The 21,966-nt window shown below is 71.0% G+C and carries 19 protein-coding genes; 5 read left to right on the top strand and 14 right to left on the bottom strand.

The annotated features are described in order from the left end of the window. The 3 genes from ACLZN2_RS23870 to ACLZN2_RS23860 all read right to left on the bottom strand — a co-directional run. Positions 1–954, bottom strand: a 954-nt coding sequence (locus tag ACLZN2_RS23870) for a DEAD/DEAH box helicase family protein (RefSeq protein ID WP_416981041.1), incomplete at its 3' end; no start/stop codon positions are given. A gap of 682 nt (positions 955–1,636) precedes the next feature. Next, complete coding sequence (locus ACLZN2_RS23865; RefSeq protein ID WP_416981040.1) at positions 1,637–2,038, bottom strand: VOC family protein; 402 nt, start codon at positions 2,036–2,038, stop codon at positions 1,637–1,639. Next, a complete protein-coding gene (locus tag ACLZN2_RS23860) occupies positions 2,035–3,918 on the bottom strand; it encodes an AMP-dependent synthetase/ligase (protein WP_416981039.1) in 1,884 nt (627 codons plus the stop codon). The genes ACLZN2_RS23865 and ACLZN2_RS23860 overlap by 4 nt, the downstream gene beginning before the upstream one ends. A gap of 119 nt (positions 3,919–4,037) precedes the next feature. Here ACLZN2_RS23860 and ACLZN2_RS23855 point away from each other — a divergent pair, with 119 nt between their 5' ends. Further along, entirely contained in the window at positions 4,038–5,303 is a 1,266-nt protein-coding gene (locus ACLZN2_RS23855; protein ID WP_416981038.1) for a PucR family transcriptional regulator, read from the top strand. 554 nt (positions 5,304–5,857) lie between these two features. Here ACLZN2_RS23855 and ACLZN2_RS23850 read toward each other — a convergent pair. The 6 genes from ACLZN2_RS23850 to ACLZN2_RS23825 all read right to left on the bottom strand — a co-directional run bounded on the left by ACLZN2_RS23850 (position 5,858) and on the right by ACLZN2_RS23825 (position 12,402). Further along, complete coding sequence (locus tag ACLZN2_RS23850) at positions 5,858–7,237, bottom strand: amidohydrolase family protein (RefSeq protein ID WP_416981037.1); 1,380 nt, start codon at positions 7,235–7,237, stop codon at positions 5,858–5,860. A gap of 544 nt (positions 7,238–7,781) precedes the next feature. Then, positions 7,782–8,456, bottom strand: coding sequence for a response regulator (locus ACLZN2_RS23845; RefSeq protein WP_416981036.1), 675 nt, complete (start codon positions 8,454–8,456; stop codon positions 7,782–7,784). Then, entirely contained in the window at positions 8,453–9,739 is a 1,287-nt protein-coding gene (locus ACLZN2_RS23840; RefSeq protein ID WP_416981035.1) for a sensor histidine kinase, read from the bottom strand. Before ACLZN2_RS23840 ends, ACLZN2_RS23845 begins: the two co-directional genes overlap by 4 nt. A 90-nt stretch (positions 9,740–9,829) precedes the next feature. After that, positions 9,830–10,672, bottom strand: a complete 843-nt coding sequence (locus ACLZN2_RS23835; protein ID WP_416981034.1) for an ABC transporter permease — start codon at positions 10,670–10,672, stop codon at positions 9,830–9,832. Beyond that, a complete protein-coding gene (locus tag ACLZN2_RS23830) occupies positions 10,669–11,607 on the bottom strand; it encodes an ATP-binding cassette domain-containing protein (RefSeq protein ID WP_416981043.1) in 939 nt (312 codons plus the stop codon). The genes ACLZN2_RS23835 and ACLZN2_RS23830 overlap by 4 nt, the downstream gene beginning before the upstream one ends. Before the next feature lie 204 nt (positions 11,608–11,811). Continuing rightward, positions 11,812–12,402: a malonic semialdehyde reductase gene (locus ACLZN2_RS23825; protein ID WP_416981033.1), complete on the bottom strand. Its 591-nt coding sequence runs from the start codon at positions 12,400–12,402 to the stop codon at positions 11,812–11,814. Between the two features lie 903 nt (positions 12,403–13,305). On the opposite strand from ACLZN2_RS23825, the gene ACLZN2_RS23820 reads away from it, so the two are divergent. After that, complete coding sequence (locus ACLZN2_RS23820) at positions 13,306–14,679, top strand: metallophosphoesterase (RefSeq protein ID WP_416981032.1); 1,374 nt, start codon at positions 13,306–13,308, stop codon at positions 14,677–14,679. A gap of 72 nt (positions 14,680–14,751) precedes the next feature. Here the strand turns inward: ACLZN2_RS23820 and ACLZN2_RS23815 are convergent, their stop codons facing one another. From ACLZN2_RS23815 to ACLZN2_RS23795, 5 genes are all read right to left on the bottom strand, one after another. Continuing rightward, complete coding sequence (locus ACLZN2_RS23815; protein ID WP_416981031.1) at positions 14,752–15,615, bottom strand: SAM-dependent methyltransferase; 864 nt, start codon at positions 15,613–15,615, stop codon at positions 14,752–14,754. A 247-nt stretch (positions 15,616–15,862) separates the two neighbouring features. After that, the gene (locus ACLZN2_RS23810; protein ID WP_416981030.1) at positions 15,863–16,771 is read right to left on the bottom strand and encodes an XdhC family protein; all 909 of its coding nucleotides are present in this window, start codon (positions 16,769–16,771) and stop codon (positions 15,863–15,865) included. Then, positions 16,768–17,334, bottom strand: coding sequence for a (2Fe-2S)-binding protein (locus ACLZN2_RS23805; RefSeq protein ID WP_416981029.1), 567 nt, complete (start codon positions 17,332–17,334; stop codon positions 16,768–16,770). Before ACLZN2_RS23805 ends, ACLZN2_RS23810 begins: the two co-directional genes overlap by 4 nt. Positions 17,335–17,678: 344 nt before the next feature. After that, positions 17,679–18,473, bottom strand: a complete 795-nt coding sequence (locus tag ACLZN2_RS23800; protein WP_416981028.1) for a maleylpyruvate isomerase family mycothiol-dependent enzyme — start codon at positions 18,471–18,473, stop codon at positions 17,679–17,681. Between the two features lie 168 nt (positions 18,474–18,641). Continuing rightward, on the bottom strand, positions 18,642–19,190 hold the full coding sequence (locus ACLZN2_RS23795; protein WP_416981027.1) for a nuclear transport factor 2 family protein: 549 nt from the start codon (positions 19,188–19,190) through the stop codon (positions 18,642–18,644). Positions 19,191–19,443: 253 nt separating this feature from the next. Here ACLZN2_RS23795 and ACLZN2_RS23790 point away from each other — a divergent pair, with 253 nt between their 5' ends. The 3 genes from ACLZN2_RS23790 to ACLZN2_RS23780 all read left to right on the top strand — a co-directional run bounded on the left by ACLZN2_RS23790 (position 19,444) and on the right by ACLZN2_RS23780 (position 21,940). Next, positions 19,444–20,025, top strand: coding sequence for a TetR/AcrR family transcriptional regulator (locus ACLZN2_RS23790; protein ID WP_416981026.1), 582 nt, complete (start codon positions 19,444–19,446; stop codon positions 20,023–20,025). Between the two features lie 288 nt (positions 20,026–20,313). Beyond that, entirely contained in the window at positions 20,314–20,940 is a 627-nt protein-coding gene (locus tag ACLZN2_RS23785) for an NAD(P)-dependent oxidoreductase (protein WP_416981025.1), read from the top strand. Between the two features lie 175 nt (positions 20,941–21,115). Continuing rightward, positions 21,116–21,940 (top strand): aldo/keto reductase, encoded by an 825-nt coding sequence (locus ACLZN2_RS23780; RefSeq protein WP_416981024.1) that lies wholly within the window; start codon positions 21,116–21,118, stop codon positions 21,938–21,940. The last annotated feature ends 26 nt before the right edge of the window (positions 21,941–21,966 follow it).

Here is a 21,966-nt window from a genome sequence, read left to right as displayed (position 1 = left end):
CAGGTCTTGCTCTCGCATGGCCTTGAGGATGGCGAGATGCAGGGCTGTGGTGCGGCGTGCGGTGGGGCCGGCTTCCGGATCGGTGAGCGTGGTGCGCAGTTCGTCGTCGGTGACGGTGGGTACGACGAGTTGGTAGTCGGCCAGGACGCCGTCGTCGATGGCGTCGGCGTGGGAGTAGGTGTGCAGGCGGGGGCCGAAGATTTTCGGCTGGTCCATGGTGGCCAGCAGCGTGGGGTCGTCCCAGTGCGGGGCAGTAGCGGTCGTGCGTTTTGGGGTCGGGCCGGTGGTGGGCGGCTCGGCCAGGCGCGGTGCCTCCCACACATAGGGTGTGGCGGTGAGGTAGAGGCGGCGGTCGGCCGGGATACGGCTGTTGTCGTGCAGCGCCGTCCAGTTCTTGGCCCAGGTGCCGGCCGTGGCGTGGGCCTCGTCAACGACCAGCAGGTCGAAGACGGGGGCGGGGAAGACGGCGGAGTGCTGGGCTTCCTCGATTTTGGAAAGGGAGTCGAAGGTGAAGAACACCGTGGCTCGAGGGTGGCGGGCCAGCCAGTAGGCCAGGTACTCCCCCGCGTTGGTGGAATCGGCCCCGGCTGCGGCCAGCACCGGGTGGGAGGCGGCGCGTAGCGATGAGACGGTGATCATCGGTTCGCGGCGCAGGTCGGCGCGGGCGGCGGTCGCCCACTGGGCGATCAGGTCCAGGCTCGGCACTGCCACCGCAAAGTGCCGCACTCCGAGTTCTTCGGAGGCGCGGAGCGCGAGGAGGGTCTTGCCGGTGCCGCAGGCCGAGACGACGTGGCCGCGGGTGTGCGGGCGGCGTAGGTGGCGGACCGTGTTGGCGATGCCTTCCTGCTGATCGGTACGCAAGGCCAGGCGGGCGGTGGGCTGGGGGTTTGCGGGGCTGGAGAGCGTCACCTGGGGGGTCCTCGGCGTCCGGCGCGGTGCAGGGCAGACAGCCATTCTGGCCCGAGGGAGTGACTCTGCGCGGGGTAGATTGCCGCGCTTCCGGGCGGGTTGTCGAAGGAGCCGCTTCCCGGACTGGCTTCACCGCAGTGGACGCTGATCCGGCCGAGCGGGTCTCCCGGCCCGGCTGGTGGGATGCGGCTCCCTTCACTGCTTGCTGCAAGCGTTGTGTGCTTGAGGCGAGGTAACCTGGCTGGCTGTGCGGGTCGCCCCCACCAAAGTCGAGTGCTACAGGTGACGTCTGCGTTCCAGCCGGGGCTTGAAGACTCTGTCGCCACAACTCAGAGGGCTCCCCTCCGGGGCACACAAAACGGACAGGGTCGAATCCCGGAACGGGTATCACGACCTCGCAGGCCAGCGCATGCGCCACGGCCTGGCGGTGTACCCGACTCGAACGGCACCCGGACGAGGTGCTCCATCAGCAACACGGCCGTCTCCCCGCGGACGGCGGTGTCGACGATTGCGCCGTCCGGTGAAGGTGAAACGCCGAGACGGCGACCAGTCGACCAGGCGGGCGGCCCCACCGCCGTATCAGTCGCTGCCTGGCTCGTGACGAGTCCGGAGTCGGATCCGAGGACCTGGCGGGCCGAACCCCTCGACCGTGTCGCCGAGCAGCTCCAGGGGCTCGTCGCCGCCGTGACCGGACGATGAGCGGTGGCTCACCGGCCACCCGCGGGAATCAGCCGCCGATGCCGAAGTACTCGTGCAGATGCGGCGGGACACGCGCGGGGTCCGGCTGGAAGATCTCGATGAGCAGCCGGTCGGGGCCTTCGGCCATGGCGTACTGGGCGGTGGGCTCGGAGCGGATGTCGGTGACCGACACGCCCATGTTCCGCAGGCGTGCAACGATGCTCTCCAACTCGTCGGTCTGGACGCCGACATGGTGGACCGTGGCCTGCCCGAGGGCCCTGGGCGGCTGGTCGTAGAGGTGGATGCGGCCGGTGCCGATGGTCATGAAGACGTTGCGGGCGCCGGCGAAGTCCACGTCGTAGACGACCTCTGCGCGGAATCCGTCGCGCCAGAAGGCGATCGTCGCCTCGACGTCGGTGGCCATGAGGTGGGTGTGGTGCAGGTTGATCAACGGGCCGGTTCCTTTCGGTGAGTGTGGTCGGCTGGACGGTGGGGTTCCGCGTAGAGCGCGGCGATCTCCGTGGCGTACCGCTCGTGGATGATCCGGCGCTTGAGCTTGAGGGTCTCGGTGACCTCGCCTGCCGTCGCGCTCCACGCGGTGATGAGGACGTGGTGGCGTTTGATCTGCTCGACGCGGGCCAGCCGCGCGTTGGCGGCGGCCACTGCCTGGGCGAGCTGCTCCGCGATCTCGGGGTGTCCGGCGAGCTCCGCCGGGTCCGCGCCGTCGTCGAGGCCGTTCGCCGCGGCCCACTGCCCGAGCCCGTCCGGATCGAGTACGAGCAGGGCGGTCACGTAGGGACGGCGGTCGCCGATCGCGCATGCGTGGGCGATCAGGGAGTGTTCCCGCAGGAGGCTCTCGATGCGGGCCGGGGCGATGTTCTTGCCCCCGGACGTGATGATCAGTTCCTTCTTGCGGTCCGTCACTGTGAGGAATCCGTCGGCGTCGAAGGTGCCGATGTCACCGGTGGCGAACCAGCCGTTCGTGTCGGTCTCGGACCGGAGGGAGCCGTCCTCCTGGAGGTAGCCGAGGAACACGCTCGTGCCCCGGACGAGTATCTCGCCGTCGTCCGCGAGAGCCAGCTCGGTCCCGCCGAGCGCCCGGCCCACCGAACCGGTACGAAACCCTGCTGCGGAGTTGGTGGTCATGACGCCGGAGGTCTCCGACATCCCGAGGACTTCGTACACCTCGATGCCGACACCCGCGAGGGTGCGCAGCACCTCGACCGGCACGGGGGCCGAGCCGCAGCTGAAGAAGTGGAGCCGGTCGAGCCCCAGGGCATGGCGTACCGGAGCCAGCACGGCCGCGTCCGCCGCGGCGATCTCCTTTTCGATCCCGGCCGGAACCCTCTCCCCCGCGCTCCGGAGGTCGTAGCTCTTCTTCCGCAGCTCCGTCAGCGCGAGCACGGCCTCGCGCGCGTCCCGCGGCAGGGCGGCCAGCCTGCGCTGGAGCCCGGCCGCCATCTTCTCCAGCAGTTGGGGGACCCCGAAGAACTGCTGCGGACGCACCCGGGGCAGCGCCTCGCCGATCGCCCGTGGGTCCGCGAGCGTGTGCACATGTCCGGCGCCGACGGCCGGCATGTAGAGGGTGCCCTGCCGTTCGGCGATGTGGGCCAGGGGCAGGTAGGAGATGTTCGTCATGTGCATGGGGCAGCCGTGCAGGGTGAGCAGGGCGTACGCCTGCTCCAGGACACCCCGGTGGGAGAGCACGACACCCTTGGGGTCGCCGGTGGTGCCGGAGGTGTAGATCATCGACAGCGGGTCCTTTGGGCGGACGGCCGCGGCGGCCTCCTCGAAGACCCGGGGGTCGGCTGTGTGCAGGGCGGCCCCGGTGCGGCGCAGTTCCTCCCAGGAGCGGTATCGCGGGTCGCCGTCCGGTACGGCGGTGCCGTCCAGCAGAACGACCAGGCGGATGCCGGGCAGTTCCCGCAGTGCCGGTTCCCAGCGGGCGAGTTCCTCGGCGCCGCCGAGCACCACGGCCTCGGCGCCGCTGTGCCGGGCGATGTAGACGATCTGGTCCGGGCTCAGCGTCTGGTAGGCGGTGCAGGAGATCACCCCGAGGTGGACCGCCGCGAGATCCGCCACCAGATGGTCGGGCGAGGTCGGTGCCATGACGATCATCCGGTCACCGCGCCGCAGGCCGGCGTCGGCCAGACCGCGTGCGGTGTCGGCGATCTGCTCGCGCAGAGCGGCCCAGGTGATCGTGGGGCGGCCGGGCTCGTCCAGCGAGGTGAGGGCCGGGGCGTCACCGAAGGCTCGCGCGTTGCGCAGGACGAGGCGGGGGACGGTCTGCTCGGCGGGGTGTTCCGTGGCGTAGAGGAGAGGATCGGTCACCGTTGACCTCCTGGACGTTCGCTCATACACGGCGGCGATATGTGGTGCGCAACAGCATGTGGCGAACTCGCACACGGGGATACTGGGGTTCTTCGCAGATCTTCAGGAAGTTCTTTGTGATGGATGACAAAAATCTGCCCGAGTGCCTCACGGTGGCGGGCCGCCCCATGCATCTCCGGCTGACCGGCCTGGTGCCGGTGCTCACGCGGCGGATCCTGGGGAGTTTCGTGGATACGATCCCGATCTACCGGCAGTTGCCTGAGGAGGAGCTGAGCGGGGACATCACGCGAGTCGTCGAGAGCAGCCTGCACCTGGTGGCACGAGTACTCCGGGAGCGGCGCGGCCCCCTGCCGGAGGAACTGTCCGCTCTGGTGGCGTCGGCCGCACGCAGGGCCGAGGAGGGCATCCCCCTGGAGGCCGTGATCACCGCCTACCACCTGGGCGTCCAGCAGGCCTGGGACGCCCTGGTGGAACCGGCCGAGCGGGACGACCTCGCGGACGTGCTCAGCGCCAACCGCCTGCTGCTGCTCTTCCTCGGCACCGCCGTCGAGGCGATCTGCGCGAGCTATCTGGCCGAACGCCAGAGCATGCTCAGCCAGGAGCAGTACGCCCGTGACAGGGTGACGTCCGTGCTGCTGCGCGGGGAGTCGGTGGTCGGACCGGCGGCCGACGCGGGGATCCGGCTGGCCGCCCGGTACCTCGTGCTGTCCCTGGCGCTGGGCACGCATCCGGACGAGCACCAGAAGGGGCCTGGCGGGCCCATCGCGAGCCGCCGGAAACTGCGCAGGATCAGAGGCGCGCTGGAGGAGTTCGCGGGCTCCAGCGCCGGTGAGGGCCTCGAGGAAGGGACCGTGCTGTCTGTGCTCGACGCCGGGGGCGGCATCGTCCTGGTCCCCCTCGCCGAGGGAGGCGGAACCCCCTGGGAGTGGGCCACCACGACCCGGCTGACGGACGCTCTGAGCCGTGCCGCGGGCGTCGCGGTCACGGCCGCCGCCGAACTCGCGGCCCCCGAGAAGGTCAAGGACGCGGCGGGCCTCACCCGCCAGGTCCTGGAGGTCGTCCGCGCGTTCGAGCGTCCGCCCGGTCTGTACCGGCTCCCGGACGTCACGCTCGAGTACCAGCTCACCAGGCCCGGAGCCGGCCGGGACGCGCTGGCCGCCCTCCTCTCTCCCCTCGACGGCCACCCCGAACTGCTGCACACGCTGGAGACGCATCTCGCCCACCGTCTCGACCGCCGCGGCACGGCGACGGCGCTGCACGTCCACCCGAACACCGTCGACTACCGCGTCCGTCGCATCGCGCACCTGACCGGGCTGCATCCCTCCGACCCGCTCGACACCCAGCGCCTCGCCGCGGCGGTGGCGGCGAGGCGTCTGGGCGGATGAAGGGACGAAGCGCCGCGTTCAGAAGCCTCGGACGCGGCGGAAGGGGCCGCCGGCCAGCGCGAAGGCTTCTGCCATCGCCTCGCCATTTCTTGCTCTCGCGGCGACCACGAGTTCCGTATTCGCGCCTTGCCTACACTGCAGGGGCAGCGTCACGCCAGGTCACCCGAGGCAGCACCAAGCCCGCCCACGAGCCGACACATGGAACGGAACCCGCCCCCTTCAGCATCTGGTGACCGTCCCGCATCGACGACAGAACCAGCAGGTCAGGAGCATCCACGCCCGCCCACATCCGCTGCCCTGTCCTTGGCCAGCAGCCGGTGCGCCGTGTTGTCCGCGCGAGCAGCGATGCAGAGGACATGGCGCCACCGCTGACCAGCAGGTTGACGCCCTCGCCGCGGTGGTACCCGCGCCGGGCGCGGTCTCGGTCACCGTCGCCGATGGCCTGAAGCTCGCGGCGGCTGCCGCTGCTCATGGCCGGCCCGACATTGGGTTCGTGTTTCAGGGGAAGTTTCGATCCAGTCGGGGACGGCTCTGCGAAGCATCGTCGCGATCGCTCAGTCGCTGATCGCGGCTGCTGTGGCGCGCAGGGCTCGGGCGGTGCGGCGGAGGTCGGCGTGGATCAGTCGGCCCTTGGTCTTCACGAGCTTGCCTGCCACGAGGACCATGTCCACGTTGTGCGGCTGTGCTTCGGTGACCACGGCCGCGATGGGGTCGCGTTCGGCGGTGAGCATGTTGATGTCGTCCAGGCGGAGCATAATGATGTCGGCCTGCTTGCCGGGGCGCAGGGAGCCGATGCGGTCGGCCAGTCCTAGCGCGGCGGCGCCGTCCAGGGTGGCCATCCGAAGGATGTCCTTGGCAGTCATCGAGGGGTCGTCTGCGATCTTGGCGGCGAGGTGGGTTGCCCGCATCGTGGAAAACATGTCGCCGGCGGCGAGGGCGACGCTGTCGACGCCGATGCCGGTCGTGATGCCGGCGCGCCGCAGGCGGCCGGCTTCGTCGCCGGGCGTGGCCGAGGCGGTGGCGCCCGAGTCGGCGATCAGCTTCAGCTCGTCGTCGCCGATCCCGCTGCCGTGGGCGTAGAGGGTCTTCTCGCGCAGCAGGCCGGCCTCGCGCAGGGCGAGGACGGGCTGTTGGTTGACGGGGGTGCTGGCGAGGTGGATCGTCAGGGGCAGGTCCAGCTCGTCGGCTATGCGCCAGTCGTTGGCCACCGTCTGCATCGGGGTGGATGAAGGGCCGAGCGGGGCGTACGCCATGGTGACGAGCGCGTTGTCGTCCGCCAGGCGTTCGCGGATCCGGCGGACGTCGGCGAGCTTGCCGCCGCCGGTGACATTGACCGGGGTGCCGTAGCCGAAGACCGCGCGCAGTCCTGTCGCCTTCAGTGCGTCCACGGCGGCGCTTGCGAGTTCGGGTGAGTAGGCGATGTGCGCGAAGTCCAGCTGGGTGGTGATGCCGGAGTCGAGGCACTCCAGCGCGCCGGCCAGGGTCGCGGTGTGTACGTCCTGCGGCCGGAACTTCGGGCCGACTTGGCCCAGCAGGCGGAAGTAGGTGGCGAGGTCGGCGTCCACGGCCGCGTTGCGCAGCGCCGACTGCCATACGTGCCGGTGGGTGTCGACGAAGCCCGGGAGCACGATGTGGTCGGTGGCGTCGATGACGGTGGCGCCTTTGGAGTGGAGGTTGCGTCCGACGGCGGTGACGCGTCCGTTCTCGATCAGGACGTCGGTGTGGGTGTGGGCGACCGGCTGGGGCTCGGTGTCGATGACGTGGCCGTTGCGGATGAGGATGCGGCTCTTCGGCACGCCGCTGCTTGTCTCGTTCGCCGACAGTGCCGGCTTGGTGTGTCGGCTTCCGCCCGTGGCCGCGGTGGCTGGCGATGCGGTCAGCGCGGCCGCGGTCGCGGCCGCCCCGGTCAGTAGGTTCCTGCGGGGCATGCTCATGGTTCGTCTCCGTTGTTTCAGAAGGGTTGGTCTGGCGCGGGCAAGGTGGTGGTTCGTGGTGTGCGGCCGGGCTTCGACGGCGTGTGCTGTTGTCTGTTGCCTCACGGGCCACGGCGAATGGGGGCGGGTCGGTGCCGGGGCGTGGGTGGGGATATGGGAGTGCGGCGTCGGTCACGCACGCCACCGGTGTTCACACGGTGTGCGGCCGCCAGGCACGGACGGCCTAACTGGACAGCAGTCCGGTATGAACATCGAACGTAACGGACAACAATCCGGTTAGCAAGGGTGCTGGTCGGGGACGCATGCGGCATGTCCCGCTGCGTGTGATCGCCAAGGGCGTGCGAGGGCCGAAGGCCACGGGTTCAGCGCATGCCGGGTAGACGACGGGCCTGTGGACGTCCCCCTCGTCGGCGCGGTGACGCCGTCATACTGCCGTGGCGATGACGGCGAAGACCCGCTTGGCCCGTGCCTGTCGGCGGCGAAGGACGGTGAACCGATCGTCTTCTCACGGGAGGCCGGCCGGACCGGCGCCCGTTGTGGCAGGTCAGCCCGCTCGCGTGGCAGGGCCGGCGATGCCGGACTGGTAGGCCATCACGACGAGTTGGGCACGGTCGCGGGCGCCGAGCTTGGCCATGATGCGGTTCACATGGGTCTTGGCGGTCAGGGGCGAGACGTGGAGCCATTCGCCGATGGCGTCGTTGGTGAGGCCGGCGGCGACGAGGCCGAGTACCTGGCTCTCGCGTTCGGTCAGGGTCCTCAGCTCCGGCGCCGAGACACTTGTGGGGTCCGGCACGGCGAGGTAGCGGGCGATGAGGGCCTTGGTCGCCGTGGGTGACAGCAGGGCCTCTCCCCGGGCGATCAGCCGGATGGCGTCCAGGAGGTCGGCGGGCTCCACGCCCTTGCCGAGGAACCCGCCGGCCCCGGCACGCAGCGCCTGGAACACGTACTCGTCGGCTTCGAACGTCGTCAGGATCAGCACCCGTACGCCCGCGAGGTCCTCGTCGGCGGTGATGGCGCGGGTGGCGGCGAGGCCGTCCATGTCGGGCATGCGGATGTCCATCAGGACGACGTCGGCGCGGGTGGCGCGGGCCAGGGTGACCGCCTCGCCGCCGGTCGCCGCTTCCCCGACGACCTCCATGTCCGGCTCCGACTGGAGGATCATGCGGAAACTGGAGCGGACGAGGGTCTGGTCGTCGGCGAGCAGTACGCGGATGGTCATCTCTGCCTCTCCTGTGCGGCGGGCGCCCGCCGCACCGTGTCGGGCCGACGTGATGGACGGGTGTCGTCGGGGCCGGCGTCCGCCGGTGTTTCGGGTTCGGGCAGCGGCAGCCGTACGTCCAGGCGGAAACGGCCGTCGGCGTGTGCTTCGGCGTGGAGGCTGCCGCCGACGGCGTGGGCGCGCTCGCGCATGCCTGTCAGGCCGTGTCCGGTGCCCACGGCGGCGAAGGCCGCAGAGGAGTCTGTGCGTACCGGGTTGGAGATTTCGATGTGCAGGGCGTCGGTCCGGTAGTCGACGAGCAGGTCCGTGCCGGCGGTGCCGCCGTGCTTGTGGGCGTTGGTCAGCCCTTCCTGGATGATGCGGTAGGCGGCCAGGTCGACGGCGGTCGGCAGGGGACGCGGGTGTCCGGCCTGCTGGTGGCGCACGCGCAGTCCGGCGGCGGTCACGGATTCGAGGAGTCTGCTGAGGCGGGATAGGCCGGGGGTGGGTTCGGTCGGGTCCGGCCGCCCGTCCGTCTCGTCGCCCGGCTGTCGCAGCACGTGCAGCAGGGAGCTGAGTTCGTCCAGGACGGTGCGGCCGGCGTCACGGATATGGCCGAGCGCCGTGTCGGCCTGGTCCGGTTCGGTGCGCAGGACATGTCTGGCGGCTCCCGCCTGAAGGGTGATCAGGGCGATGTGGTGGGCGATCACGTCGTGGAGTTCCCGGGCGATGCGCAGCCGCTCCTCGGCGACCCGGCGGCGGGCCTCTTCCTCCTTGCCCGCCTCCGCCCGTCGTGCCCGCTCCTCCACCGCGGCCAGGTAGTCGCGCCAGGTGCGTACGGTGCCCCCGACCGCGGCGCACATGCCGACCCAGGCGAACACCCCGGCGCCCTCCGTTCTGGACGTCGGATCCATCGGGTAGGCGACGACGGCGTACAGCGCGATGGCCGTGAGGGCGGCCGCGATCAGCGCGATGCGTCGGCGGACCGTGCGGGCCACGGTATAGACCGAGATCAGCGCTGCCGCCCCGAGCACGGGTGACGCACGGGAGGCCATGGCGGTGAAGGCGGTCTCGCCGAGCACCGACAGCGCCAGGACGGGCAGCGGTGCCCGGCGGCGGGCCAGCACGAGCAGGAACGCGGCCCCGGCGGCCACGGCGTCGACGCCCGAGAGTGCTGCGCCGTAGGGCGCTCGTCCGAGCACGAGGTACAGCACTCCGCCTGCGCCGACGAGGGTGGCGAGGGCGGTGTCCAGCAGGCGCGGTTGAACGCCCGTCACCCGTCTCAGCGGCGCCGGGCCGGTCACGGCTGCACGGTCCCCGCGTACGGACAGACGGGGCCACCCGCCCGTACGCCGGAGGGGTACGGGCGGGTCGGCGCGGTGGCGTCCGCGGGCTCAGGCATCGCGCCGCTTGAGCAGGACGGCCGCGCCGGCCAGGAGTGCGGCGATGTAGCAGACGAACACCGCGAGGCCGGGCCCGGGTGACAGCGCGCCACTCTCCGTCTGCACCGTCATGAACGCGTTCGCCGCGTTCGACGGCAGGTACGGGCCGATGGCGTCGTTCCAGGTGCCCGGCAGCAGTTCGACCAGGCCGGGCACCAGGAACAGCGCGCCCACCACGAGGGTGATGGCTCCGGCGGAGTTGCGCAGCAGGGCGCCGACCGCCAGGCCGATCAGCCCGGCACCGGTCAGGTAGACCGCCGCGCCGACGAGCGCACGCAGTACCCCGGGGTCCGACAGCGCGGCGGTGTCCATGCCGTTGGCGGACAGGACCGGTTGACCGGCGAGGAAAGCCCCCAGGGCCGCGGCGGACATGAGCACGAAGCTCACCGCGGCGAAGACGACCGCCTTGCCCCACAGGACGGGCAGCCGGGCCGGGACCGCGGCGAGCGTGGCGCGGATGGTCCCGGTGGCGTACTCACCGGCGCTCATCAGCACCCCGAGCACGGCGATGGCCAGGGCGGCGAGAGGGACTCCGCTCAGGGTGATCGAGGTGGGGTCGCCGAAGTCCTCCCGGTCGGGGCCGCTTCCCGTACCGACCACGCTGCTCAGGATCAGTCCGACACCGATGACGAGGACCACGGTGACCGCCAGCGTGTAGAGCGTGGAGCGCAGCGACCGCAGCTTGATCCATTCCATGTGGACGATCCGGGGGAAGGTGACCCGCTGACCGCCCGCGTGCGGCGGAGCCTTCCGGGTCGTCGTCTCCTCCCGCGGGGCGAGGGCGGTGGTGCTCATCGGTTCGTCCTTCCTGTGGTGGCGAACTCCGCGGTGGTGGCGTGGTATTCGACGGCGTCGCGGGTCAGTTCCATGAACGCCTCCTCCAGCGAGGCCTCCTGACGGTGGAGTTCGTGCAGGACCACGCCGGCGGCCGCGGCGCGTTCACCTATCTCGGCCGCCTCCAGTCCGGTGACGTCCAGCACGCCGGGCTCGTTGCTGGTGATGGAGACTCCGTCGCCCACCAGCACCTCTCGCAGTGGCGCGGCCTGCGGGGAGCGCACGCGGACGCTGTGGCGGGAGGACTGGGCGACGAAGTCGGTGAGCGGACCGGCGGACAGCAGCCGCCCCCGTCCGATCACGATCAGGTCCTCGGCGATCAGCGCCATCTCGCTCATCAGGTGGGAGGAGACGAAGACCGTCCGTCCCTGGTCCGCGAGGTCCTTCAGCAGGTGGCGGATCCACAGCACGCCCTCGGGGTCCAGTCCGTTGACCGGCTCGTCCAGCATGACGACCTGCGGATCGCCCAGCAGGGCCGAGGCGATACCCAGCCGCTGGCCCATGCCCAGCGAGAACCCGCCCGCGCGCCTGCGGCCCACCTCTGCCAGTCCGACCATGTCGATCACCTGCAGCACCCGCTGCTTGCCGATGCCGTTGCTGGCGGCCAGAGCGAGCAGGTGGTCATACGCCGAGCGTCCGGGGTGGATCGCTTTCGCCTCCAGCAACGCCCCGATCTCCTGCAACGGGGCCTTGTGCCGCTCGTACGGGCGTCCGTTGACGAGCGCGGTACCGGACGACGGCCGGTCCAGCCCCATGATCATCCGCATGGTCGTCGACTTGCCCGCCCCGTTGGGGCCGAGAAACCCCGTCACCACTCCGGGACGCACGGCGAAGCTCAGCCCGTCGACCGCGAGCTTGTCGCCGTACCTCTTGCTGAGGTCGTTCACCTCGATCATCATCCGCCTCCATATCTTGAGGCTTCAAGCTTCTTCGAGAAGGGCGGGCTTCCACGTCCACCTACGGCGTTCACTGCGCGTACCGCGATCGCGGTACGCCGTCGCCACCGGTGGCGACCGTGGGGCGAGCTTGCCCTCGGCACCCGACGGGACGGCCTGCCGGATCGGCACACCCGCCGCCAGGGGCCTCTGCCATGGGGGCGTTCACACCGTGGTGACGACCTGGTCGTAGCCGAGGCGCGGGGCGCGCGGGAACCAGGCGTCCTCGCCCGGCTTGCCGATGTTGACGACCATCAGCGGGGTGTGGTCGTCGTCCAGGAACTCCTTCTGGATACCCGCGAGGTCCACGCCGGTCATCGGGCCGGCGGCGAGCCCGGCGGCGCGCACGCCGATGATGAAGTAGGCGGCCTGCAGGGCGGCGTTGAGAGTGGCGTTCTTCTCGCGGAAGGCGCGCTCGCCCCAGACGAGGTCCTTGGCCTGCGGGAAGTGCGGGTGCAGTTGCGGCAGCTCCTCGTGGAACTCGTTGTCCGCGGAGAGGATGACGACCAGCGGGGCGGCGGCGGTCTTGGGCTGGTTGCCCTCGAACACATGCTGCAGGAGGCGCTCGCGCGCCTCGGCGGAGCGGACCAGCGTGACGCGCAGCGGGGAGCCGTTCATGGAGGTCGGACCGTACTTGACCAGGTCGTAGATGGCCTGGATCTGCTCGTCGGTCACCGGCTCCTCGGTGAAGGTGTTGGCGGTACGGGCCTCACGGAACAGCAGGTCCTGGGCCGTGGGGTCGAGAACGAGAGACATGGGGGACTTCCTCAGGTAGTATCGCGATCCAAACCGGACTACTGTCCGGTTCGTCGACAGGACGAAGGTACGCACAGAAGAGCCGAAAGCGCAACAAAGGTCCGTGCGAGTGACCCGCTTCACATGGACCGCCTCCGCGGCACCGCCCGCCGCCCACCCCGCCGTCGACGCCCCCCCCCAGTCGACCCCCGTCCATCCGCGACACGGTCGACACCTTCACCCCCTGCAAGGGCGCCGAACAGCCCGATTGCGAGCAGCGGTCCCAGTCGCGCCGCGCGGAGCACGAGGGCGAGGCCGAGCAGGCCGGCGCCAGGGACGACTGCCGCCGGAGGAATGGGCCGCCGAGGCCGAACCCCCCTCACCCCTCCCCCTGAAGGCAGCCCCCAAGCCCCTTGCCAAGCGGACTGCCGTCCACTAAGTTCTCCACGCACGGACAGCAGTCCGCTTATGCAGTCATTGGCCCGACGACGGCCTCAGTCAGTGGCACGGCGAACCCACCGCCGATCAAGGCCAAAGGTGACGTCGGAACGTGAGCACGGCGATGGCTACCGGCAACGCCGTGCGGCCGCGACCGGCGCACCCACCACCACTACGCGTCCGACCCGATCGTGCTCTGTCTGCGGAGGCACCAGGTGCTTGACATCGCCGAGAGTCGAGTCGGTGGTCCAGGACGGTCGGAAGTTCTCCGCTGCCACTGTTGCCGGCGTCAGCGGCAGCGCGGGCCGCGACCGGATCGGTCCTCGGCGGTCGTACGGAAGAAGCCGTCTACGACCTGTGCACGCAAGCACTCACGGACGGCAGGACCGTCGTCGAACGGTCGGCCGCAGCGGCGAGGACCGCCGGTCCGCGAGGGCTGAACCCGCTTTCGACAAGGCATCTCAAACGGAAGGACTGCGCCAGGCCGTGGTCATCGTCTTCGTAGTCATCGCAGTCGCCGCACTGGCGCTCGGCGCACTCCACTGGTACGCGTGGCGCCGTCTCATACGCGAAACCTCGCTCCCGGGCTCCCTCCCCCGGCGAGTTGGGAGTGCTGTCTTCGTGGCCGGGCCGGTGCTCGCGGCCGGTGGCCTGGTGGGCGAATTCGCGGGAGTCCCGTTCGTCCTCCAGCGCCTCATGGCCTGGCCCGGACTCCTGTGGCTGGCCCTTTTCCTGTACCTGCTGCTCGCGCTGCTGGCGGGCGAGGCCGTCCGCCCCGTGCTGCGGTGGTGGCTCGCCCGGCGGGACGCCGACGTCGGCACCGAACGACGGGCTTCCCCCGCAGCGGACTCCCCGGACCCACGGCGCGTCGAGCCCAGCGCGGCGGCAGACCAGAAGCTGCTCGTCCCCATCGGCGACAAGCGGTCCGGCGGGGCGGAGCTCGGTGTCTCCGGTACGCCGCAGGGCACGGCCGAGCCGGTCACGGCGGCGGAACACCCGCGCGGACGGGAACCCGGGCGCTCCTCCGGCTCCGCCCCATCGCGCCGCCGCTTCGTCTCCCGTGTGGTGGGCGGCGCGGCCGCGGCGGTGGCCCTGGGCACCGTCGGCCACGGCACATACGGCGTACTCCGCGGCCCCGGAGTGAAGCGGCTCACCATTCCTCTCGCCAAGCTGCCGCGCAGTGCGCACGGCTTCCGGATCGCGGTGGTCAGCGACATCCACCTCGGCCCGGTCCTGGGCCGCGGCTTCTCCCAGCGGGTCGTCGACACCATCAACGCCACCCGGCCCGACCTGATCGCCGTCGTCGGTGATCTCGTGGACGGCAGCGTCGAGGACCTCGCCCCGGCCGTCGAACCGCTCGCCCGGCTGCAGGCACGGCACGGCTCCTACTTCGTCACCGGCAACCACGAGTACATCTCCGGCGCCGAACCGTGGGTCGAGAAGGTACGGGACCTGGGAATGCGCCCGCTGGAGAACGCCCGCACGGAACTGCCCGGCTTCGACCTCGCGGGCGTCAACGACGTCGAGGGCGAAGGCGAGGGACAGGGCCCCGACTTCACCAAGGCGCTCGGCGACCGCGACCGCTCCCGCACCGCCGTCCTCCTCGCCCACCAGCCCGTCGTCATCCACGACGCCGTCCGCCACGGAGTCGACCTCCAGCTCTCCGGCCACACCCACGGCGGCCAGCTCTGGCCCGGCAACCTCCTCGCCGAACTGGCCAACCCCACCGTCGCCGGCCTGGAGCGGTACGGCGACACCCAGCTGTACGTGACCCGCGGCGCCGGGGCCTGGGGCCCGCCGGTCCGCGTGGGCGCGCCGTCCGACATCACCGTCGTCGAAGTCGCCTCGAAGCAGGCATAGCCCTCGCTCGGGGCCGCAACCGCCGCAGACCGGCCCTGGGCACATGCCATCGGGCCGGTCTGCGGCGCTGCCTCACGGCACTCGGGTCCAGGCGCCGTACTGCAACGCCCCCAGGACCTGACTGCCCTGTTCCACCACGGCCTTCTCCAGCTGGTCCGGCAGGGTGTCGTCGCAGACGAGGCCCGCGGGCAGGGACAGGCCGGTCTTCGCCAGCGCCGGCTCCAGGACGCGCAGCGAGTAGGCCAGCCACGGGAAGAGCGGCGATTTCTCGCCCGCAGCGACCGGCCCCTGGCACTCCACCGTCGGGCTGGGCAGGCCGGCATCGAGGAAAGCACGGTTCAGCCGACGCCCGAAGTCCGGCGGCGTTCCGATGGCCTCGTACACGTCGGTGAGCAGCCGGTAGCTGTCGTCCCAGAGCGGACAGGGCGGAAAAGTGGGGTTCGGCACGACGAAGTCGAACTCGTGGAACACCATGATCCCGCCCGGCCGCAGCAAGCGGGCGAACCGGCGGAGCGTGGCGGCGGGGTCCTTCTGGTACAGCAGGACATAGCGGCCCACCACGGCGTCGAAACGCTCCCCGGTGTCGAAGTCGTCGAGGTCGGCGACCTCGAACTCGAGGCTCCCGTCGAAGCCTTCGCCGCGCGCCCTGCGGCGGGCCTTGCCCGTGGTCACCGGGTCGCGGTCGATGCCCACAACCCGGCCACGCGGCCCCACGATCCCGGCGGCCAGCATCGAGACATCGCCCATCCCCGAGCCGAGGTCCAGGACGGACATGCCGGGCCTCAGACCGCCCAGGCGCAGGAACCGGTCCGTCGAGGGACGCAGGATCCGCGCCTGCAGCATGAGACGCCGGTGCTCCAGGTCCGAGCTTCCCAGCACGTAGTCGGCGTGCGCGTCGGATGCGGCCCCTGTGACCGGCGTGGTCTTTTCGTTCATGCTCTTTCCCCTTCTTCGTCGGGTTCCCGGCTTGGCGTCATGCGGGAACAAGTTGCGTGGTTCGGCTCGGCTCCGATTTGGCCGGTGCGGTACCCACCGGGCCTGCCGGGCAGGACGGCGACGGCTCCTGCGACGGGGCGCCCGTCCCGCCGGGCCGGGCCGCGAAGATCTTCGTTGCGATGCGGTGGCGTCCCCTCGGGCATACGGGCACCGACGTCAGCGGATGTGGTCGATCGACCTGAGGCGATCACGGTGGTGGCATGTTGGGCTCGACGAACAGGGTCAGGCCGCCGGGGCCGAGCAAGCCGTCCGCCCGCAGGTCGAGCCTGCCGCCGCGGCCTGCCTCCAGCAGGTCGCGTGCCGCAGCTGCCGCCGCCAGGTCCAGCTCCGCAGAGCCGCCGAAGCCGCCCTCGTAGGAGCCGTCGGGGCGCACGACAAGGGCCGCGCCGATCTTGTCGGCGGGGCCGCGGACCACCCGGGCGAGTGCCGCGGGTTCACCATGGGCGGCGGCGATCACCGCGGACCGGAACACACCCCCGACGGGAGTCCCCGCGAGTACGGGCGCGACCAGGACGTCGATGAACCCGCCGCCGGTCAGGCCGACCGAAGAAGCCTCCTCGCCGCAGTAGCGGAAGCGCTCGATGACCGGATCGCCGTCGGCCAGGGCCTTGCCGCAGAGCTCACGGACCGCTTCTTCCTCGCAGCCGCCGGAGACTGAACCAATGGCCGTTCCCTCGACGTCCACGGCCAGGACCGCACCGGGCACGCGCGGGCCGTCGCCGTTCACCGCCACGACGGTGGCGACGGCGAAGGTCCGGGCCTCCTGGATCCAGCGGCTCAACTCCCCAGCGACGTCAAACACCTGGCCGCCCCCCAGCAACACCCGGATGGGCAGGTGGCGGTGGCGGACGCCGGTGGCGTGCCGGACCGCGTTGGTGACGGTGGCGCCGATGCGCAGGCCACCGTCCTCGGTCGTTTCGATGTGGTCCAGGGGCAGTTCGCGGACGTCGACGAGCCGGGCGGGGCGTTCGACGCCGGACTTCATGAGATCGACGAGGTTGGTGCCGCCGCCGAGGAAGCGCGCCCGGGGATCGGCGGCGAGCAGAGCCAGGGCTCCGGAGACGTCGTGTGCGCGCTGGTAGCCGAACTCCCTCACGCCGCTGCCTCCACGCTCGCACCCTCAGCGGTGTTCTCTGCCCCGGCCGCGCGGGAGACTGCCTGGACGATCGCCGTGTACGCGCCGCAGCGGCACAGGTTGCCGCTCATCCGCTCCCGGATCTCGTCCGCGGAAAGGGGCGGCGGCCCGGCCTCGGGCCGCACGTCGCCGGTGACGGCGCTCGGCCAGCCCGCCGTGTGCTCCTCGATCACCGCGATCGCCGAGCAGATCTGTCCCGGCGTGCAGTAGCCGCACTGGTAACCGTCCAGGTCGAGGAACGCCTGCTGCACCGGATGCAGCCGCTCACCGTCCGCCAGACCTTCGACGGTGGTGACCTCCCGGCCCTCGGCCGCCACCGCGAGCCGCAGACAGGAAACGCTCCGGCGCCCGTCGAGCAGGACGGTGCAGGCACCGCACTGGCCTTGGTCGCAGCCCTTCTTGGTACCGGTCAGGTCCAGGCGCTCGCGCAGCGCGTCCAGCAGCGTGGTGCGGCGGTCGACGGACAGGGTGTGTTTCTCGCCGTTGATGTGCAACGTGACGGTGCTGGTCGTCGATGGGGCCATAATCAGCCTTCTTTCACAGATCGGGAACGGGCCGCCGACACAGGTCGCGCACGCCTGCGGGCCACCCGCCCGGCCCATGTGCCGTAGATGAAGCAAGGGTCGAGGGTTCGGCGCGAGCCCAGGAGGAGGGCAGGTGAAGCAGGCCGGACGCCACAGCACAGCGGCGGAGCCGGTGAGACCCGCCGATCCGCGCCGACTGGCAGCAGGGACGAAGCACACCTGGTCGAGGAGGTCCGTGTGAAGTGAGCGAGCCTCACCCCCGGGACGCCCGCCATGCCAAGGGCACCCGTGCCGGCAGGACCGGGGCCCCGGCCGGGAACGCCCGTCCGCGCGCCTCTGCCGGTTCAGAACCCGGGGAAGACGCGCCGCAGGTCGTCCAGTGTCAGGGCGCCGCCGGTGAGGGTCACGTCCGCCGGCGTGTACGCGGGCGCGTGGCGGCCGGTCGTCAGGCGCAGCCACCATTCGGCGGGCGCGGTCAGCACCGCGTCGGGCCCGGCCGGCTCGTCACCGAGCGCGACCGCTTCGCCGAGGTCGAGCCCGAAGGACCGCTCGGGTGCGGTGGTGCGTATCGCGAGGCGGACCGGACGGCCGTCCACGGCGTCGGCTTTGCCGAGGCGGCCGATGAGCAGGCCGGCCTGGTCGAGCAGCGGTCCGGTCGCGGCGGGCGCCAGGACGGCGGCCGGGTCGAAGGCGACCTCGACGTCCCAGGTGTGGAAGGTGAACTCGCTGAGCCGCAACCCCGCCACCGTGGCCACGTCCACGGGCACCGGCAGGAAGCCGAGGTCGATCCGCAGATCCTCGCGCGTCTGCGCGTCGAGGCCCTCGTAGCGGGCGACCAACGTCTCGTTGGCGGACACGAAGCCCGCGGCCCGGTAGCCCGGGGACATCGCGTCCCAGCGCGCCCACACCGACTTGTTGAAGTCCGCGTCCTTGGGGCCGGTGCCGTCCAGAGCGCCCTCGAGGACAGCCAGGGCGATCTCCGCGCCGCTGCCCAGGTGGCTGAGCACCTGCGACACGTCCCACGCCGCCGCCCCGGAGGGCCGGGTGAGGTCGACCGTGCCCAGGTCGCGTACCAGTGGGGCGAGGTGGTCGTGTCCGCTGCGCAGGGCGGCGATGATGTGGTCGGCGCGTTCACTCATGGTTCGTCTCCGTTGTTTGCTCTTGGAGGAACTGGCGTGGGAGGGGGCGGGGCGCCGGTGGTCCGTCTGCGGCAGGACCCGTGGCCCAGGGCTGCGGGCCCGTGATCCGGCGGAAGGCCGGTGCGGGAGGGGCGGTACCGCCAGGTGTGTGCGGGGCGGCGGTGCGGCTCAGAACATGGTGTTGCCGTTGGCCGATGTCTCGGGCACTGCCTGGAGCACGTCCCAGTGCTCGACGATCCTGCCGTTCCTCAGCCGGAGGATGTCCGCCGCCGCCGTGCCGCGGTCGGACGGGGAGGTCGTCACGTGGCTGTGCAGCATCACGAGATCGCCGTCGGCGAGGACCCTCTTGAAGTCCATCCTGACCTCCGGGGCCGCCGCGATGAAGGCTTCCGCCCAGGCGACGAACGCCTCCTTGCCGTCGGCGAGCTGGGGGTTGTGCTGGATGTACGGGGCGCCCAGGTAGCGGGCTGCGGCCTCGCGGGGCTTCTTCTGATTGACGGCGAGGTCCAGGAACGCGGTCGCGATGCGCTTGTTGGCCGCTTCCTGGCTCGCCCGGGCACCGTTCAGGGTGACCACAGCGGGTGCGGACGCGGGTGCCGGTGCCGGCAGCGCCGTGTCGGGACTGGCGGACGCGGTGGTGCCCGCGGTCAGCGCGGCCACGGTGATGATGCCGGCGCCGAGGAAGACGCCGCCGCGGCGGAGCACGGGGAGGTTCATGATGGTCTCCAGAGTTGTACCGGCCGGTGACGCGTGGTCCTGGATCAGCCTTCGGCACAGGGGGTGACGGCGGGACGTGATCAGGCGGGACGTGGGGGGGCGGACGCCGACGGCACACGCCAGGGGCCCATGACGCCGAACGATTTCGCCCGCTATGGTGAATCGCAAACGGACAGCAATCCGGTACGGAGAACGTAGCGGACGGTCGTCCGGTTAGGCAAGGGCTTCGGAAGCGAGCCCGGGAGGAGGACATGTGGAGACGAGAAACGGCGGTCCGCAGCGGTCGGACGCGCAGCGCAACCGGGAGCGCATCCTGGAGGTGGCACTGGTCGAACTGGCGCGTTCCGCGGATGCCCCGATGAGCCTGATCGCCAAGAAGGCGGGCGTCGGGCAGGGCACGCTGTACCGGAACTTCCCCAACCGTGAGGCGCTCGTCCTCGAGGCGTACCACCACGAGGTGCGGCAACTCACCGACAGCGCGGCCGAGTTGCTGAAGACCAGGGAGCCCGATGAGGCCCTGCGTACATGGATGGACCGGCTCGCCCGCTTCATCATGGCCAAGACCGGACTGGCGGACGCGCTGCGCCAGGCCGCCAGCGCGGCAGGAGGGCAGGAGCTGTCGGGGTACTCACTGGTGCGCGAATCGATCGAGGTCCTGCTCGACGCCAACCGCGAGTCCGGCACGATCCGCCCGGACATCACCGTCGACGACTTCCTGCTCGCCATCGCCGGCATCTGGCAGATCGACATCCGCGGAGACTGGCATACCAAGACCACCCGGCTGCTGGACCTCGTCATGGACGGCCTGCGCGCGGGGGCTCCCGGGCGGCACTGAGAACCGCCTCACCCGCGAGAACGACAGGAGGCGACGGGCGGCCGGCGGACGGAACCCGCCGGCCGCCCCCTTGTACACCCGCCGCGCATCCGCTCCGCGGCCCCGGCCACCCGGCGCCCGCACCCGGCTCGCATCCGGATCCACCTTGCCAACCGGACAGCCGTCCGCTACGTTCCTCGTGGCGGACAGTTATCCGGTTCGGTTCTCTGTCTCGCGGCCCCGTATGCGCCGCCCGGCACGGCGGACGTGCATCCGTCTGCGCCCCCACTCACGGAAGGTTCCCTCCCCATGAAGCTGCTCATCCTCGGCGCGACCGGCCCCACCGGCCGCCACGTCGTCGACCTGGCCCTGCGCTCCGGTGACTCGGTCACCGCCTTCGTACGCAACCCGGCGGCTCTGGGTGACCTGGCCGACAGGCTGACGGTGGTCACCGGAGACGCCACCTCGCATCGCGATGTCCTCGCCGCCGCGGCCGGGCAGGACGCGATCGTTTCCGCCCTCGGCAGGGGCTCCTCGATACGCGCCGACGAATTCTTCACGCGCTCCTCGGCGGCCGTCATCGGTGCGGCCAAGGAGGCGGGTGTCTCCCGGCTGGTGTGGCTGTCGTCGTTCGGCGTCGGCTACACCTTCGACGAGTCGAGCACCACGCAGAAGGCGATCTACAGCACGTTGCTGCGGTCGATCTACGCCGACAAGGCGATCGCCGACGAACGCATCCGCAACAGCGGCCTGGACTGGACCGTGGTCTACCCGACCCGGCTGACGCACGGCCCCGCAGGCGGCACGTACAGCGCCGCGGACCGGCTGCCGATGAAGGGCAACCCCACCATCAGCCGCGCGGACGTGGCTGATTTCATGCACAAGGCGGCACACGGCAGCGAGTGGATCCACCGCAGCCCCGTGATCACCGACTGACGGCCTCCCTCCCGCCCCGCGCCGAACCTCGAACGCAACTCTCCCGACGCCGGCCTCCCCCGGCTTGCACCATGGGGTCTCCCGCTTCGCCGTCACCTCACGGCCACGGACCGGCCGGGCCCACAGGATCGCCTCGGACAGGACGCCGTCGGGGCACCCATGCTCGGCAGCGGCAGTGGCCGAACCCCCAGAGGACGGGCCCTGCCCTCGGCAGACAGTACGCCAGGGTGACGGCGGCCGTGGCGAGTCCGAGCGTGCGCTGGCCACCGGCCTGCGCACTGCGGGCGTGCGGCAGGGCGACGTGGTCATCGCGACCAAGCAGCTGCCGATGGGCCGCAGCGCCGCCAACATCCCGCGCACCATCGGCGACCGGATCAGTGCCCTGCAGGGCTATCCCATCGACCTCTACCAGATCCACCAGCCCTGGGGCTTCTCGTCCGTCGAGAGCGAGATGCGCGAGATGGCGAAACTGTTGCGCGCCGGCAAGATCCGCTCGATAGGGGTGAGCAACTTCAGCGCCCGCCAGATGACGCGCGCGGCTACGGCCCTGCGTGCCGAAGGCATCGAGCTGGTCGCCGATCAGGTGCAGATCAACCTGCTGAACCGCACCATCGAACGCAACGGCGTACTGGACACCGCCCGCGAACTCGGCATCACGCTGATCGCCTACTCGCCGCTGCATGCCGGCATCCTCACCGGACGCTTCCACGACGACCCCGCCGCGATGCGGCGGGCACCCCTGCCGCGCAAGGCCATGTTCGGCCGGGCCCGCGACCTGGACCGCACCCGGCCGCTGATCCACGAACTCGGCAGGATCGCGGACGCGTACGGCCTCTCCCGTGCCCAGGTGGCACTCAACTGGCTGATCAACTTCTACGGCGACACCGTGGTGGCGATTCCGGGCGCGTCCAGAGCGAAGCAGGCCGAGGAAAACGCCGGCGCGCAGGCCTTCCGGCTCACCGAGAAGGAACTCGGCCGCCTGGAAGAGCTGTCCCGATGAGCAGCACCTGAACCACGGCGGGGCTC

Origin of the sequence: Streptomyces sp. T028, assembly GCF_048159505.1 — a bacterium.
Classification (GTDB): Bacteria; Actinomycetota; Actinomycetes; order Streptomycetales; family Streptomycetaceae; genus Streptomyces.
This window is presented reverse-complemented; position numbering and strand designations above follow the sequence as displayed.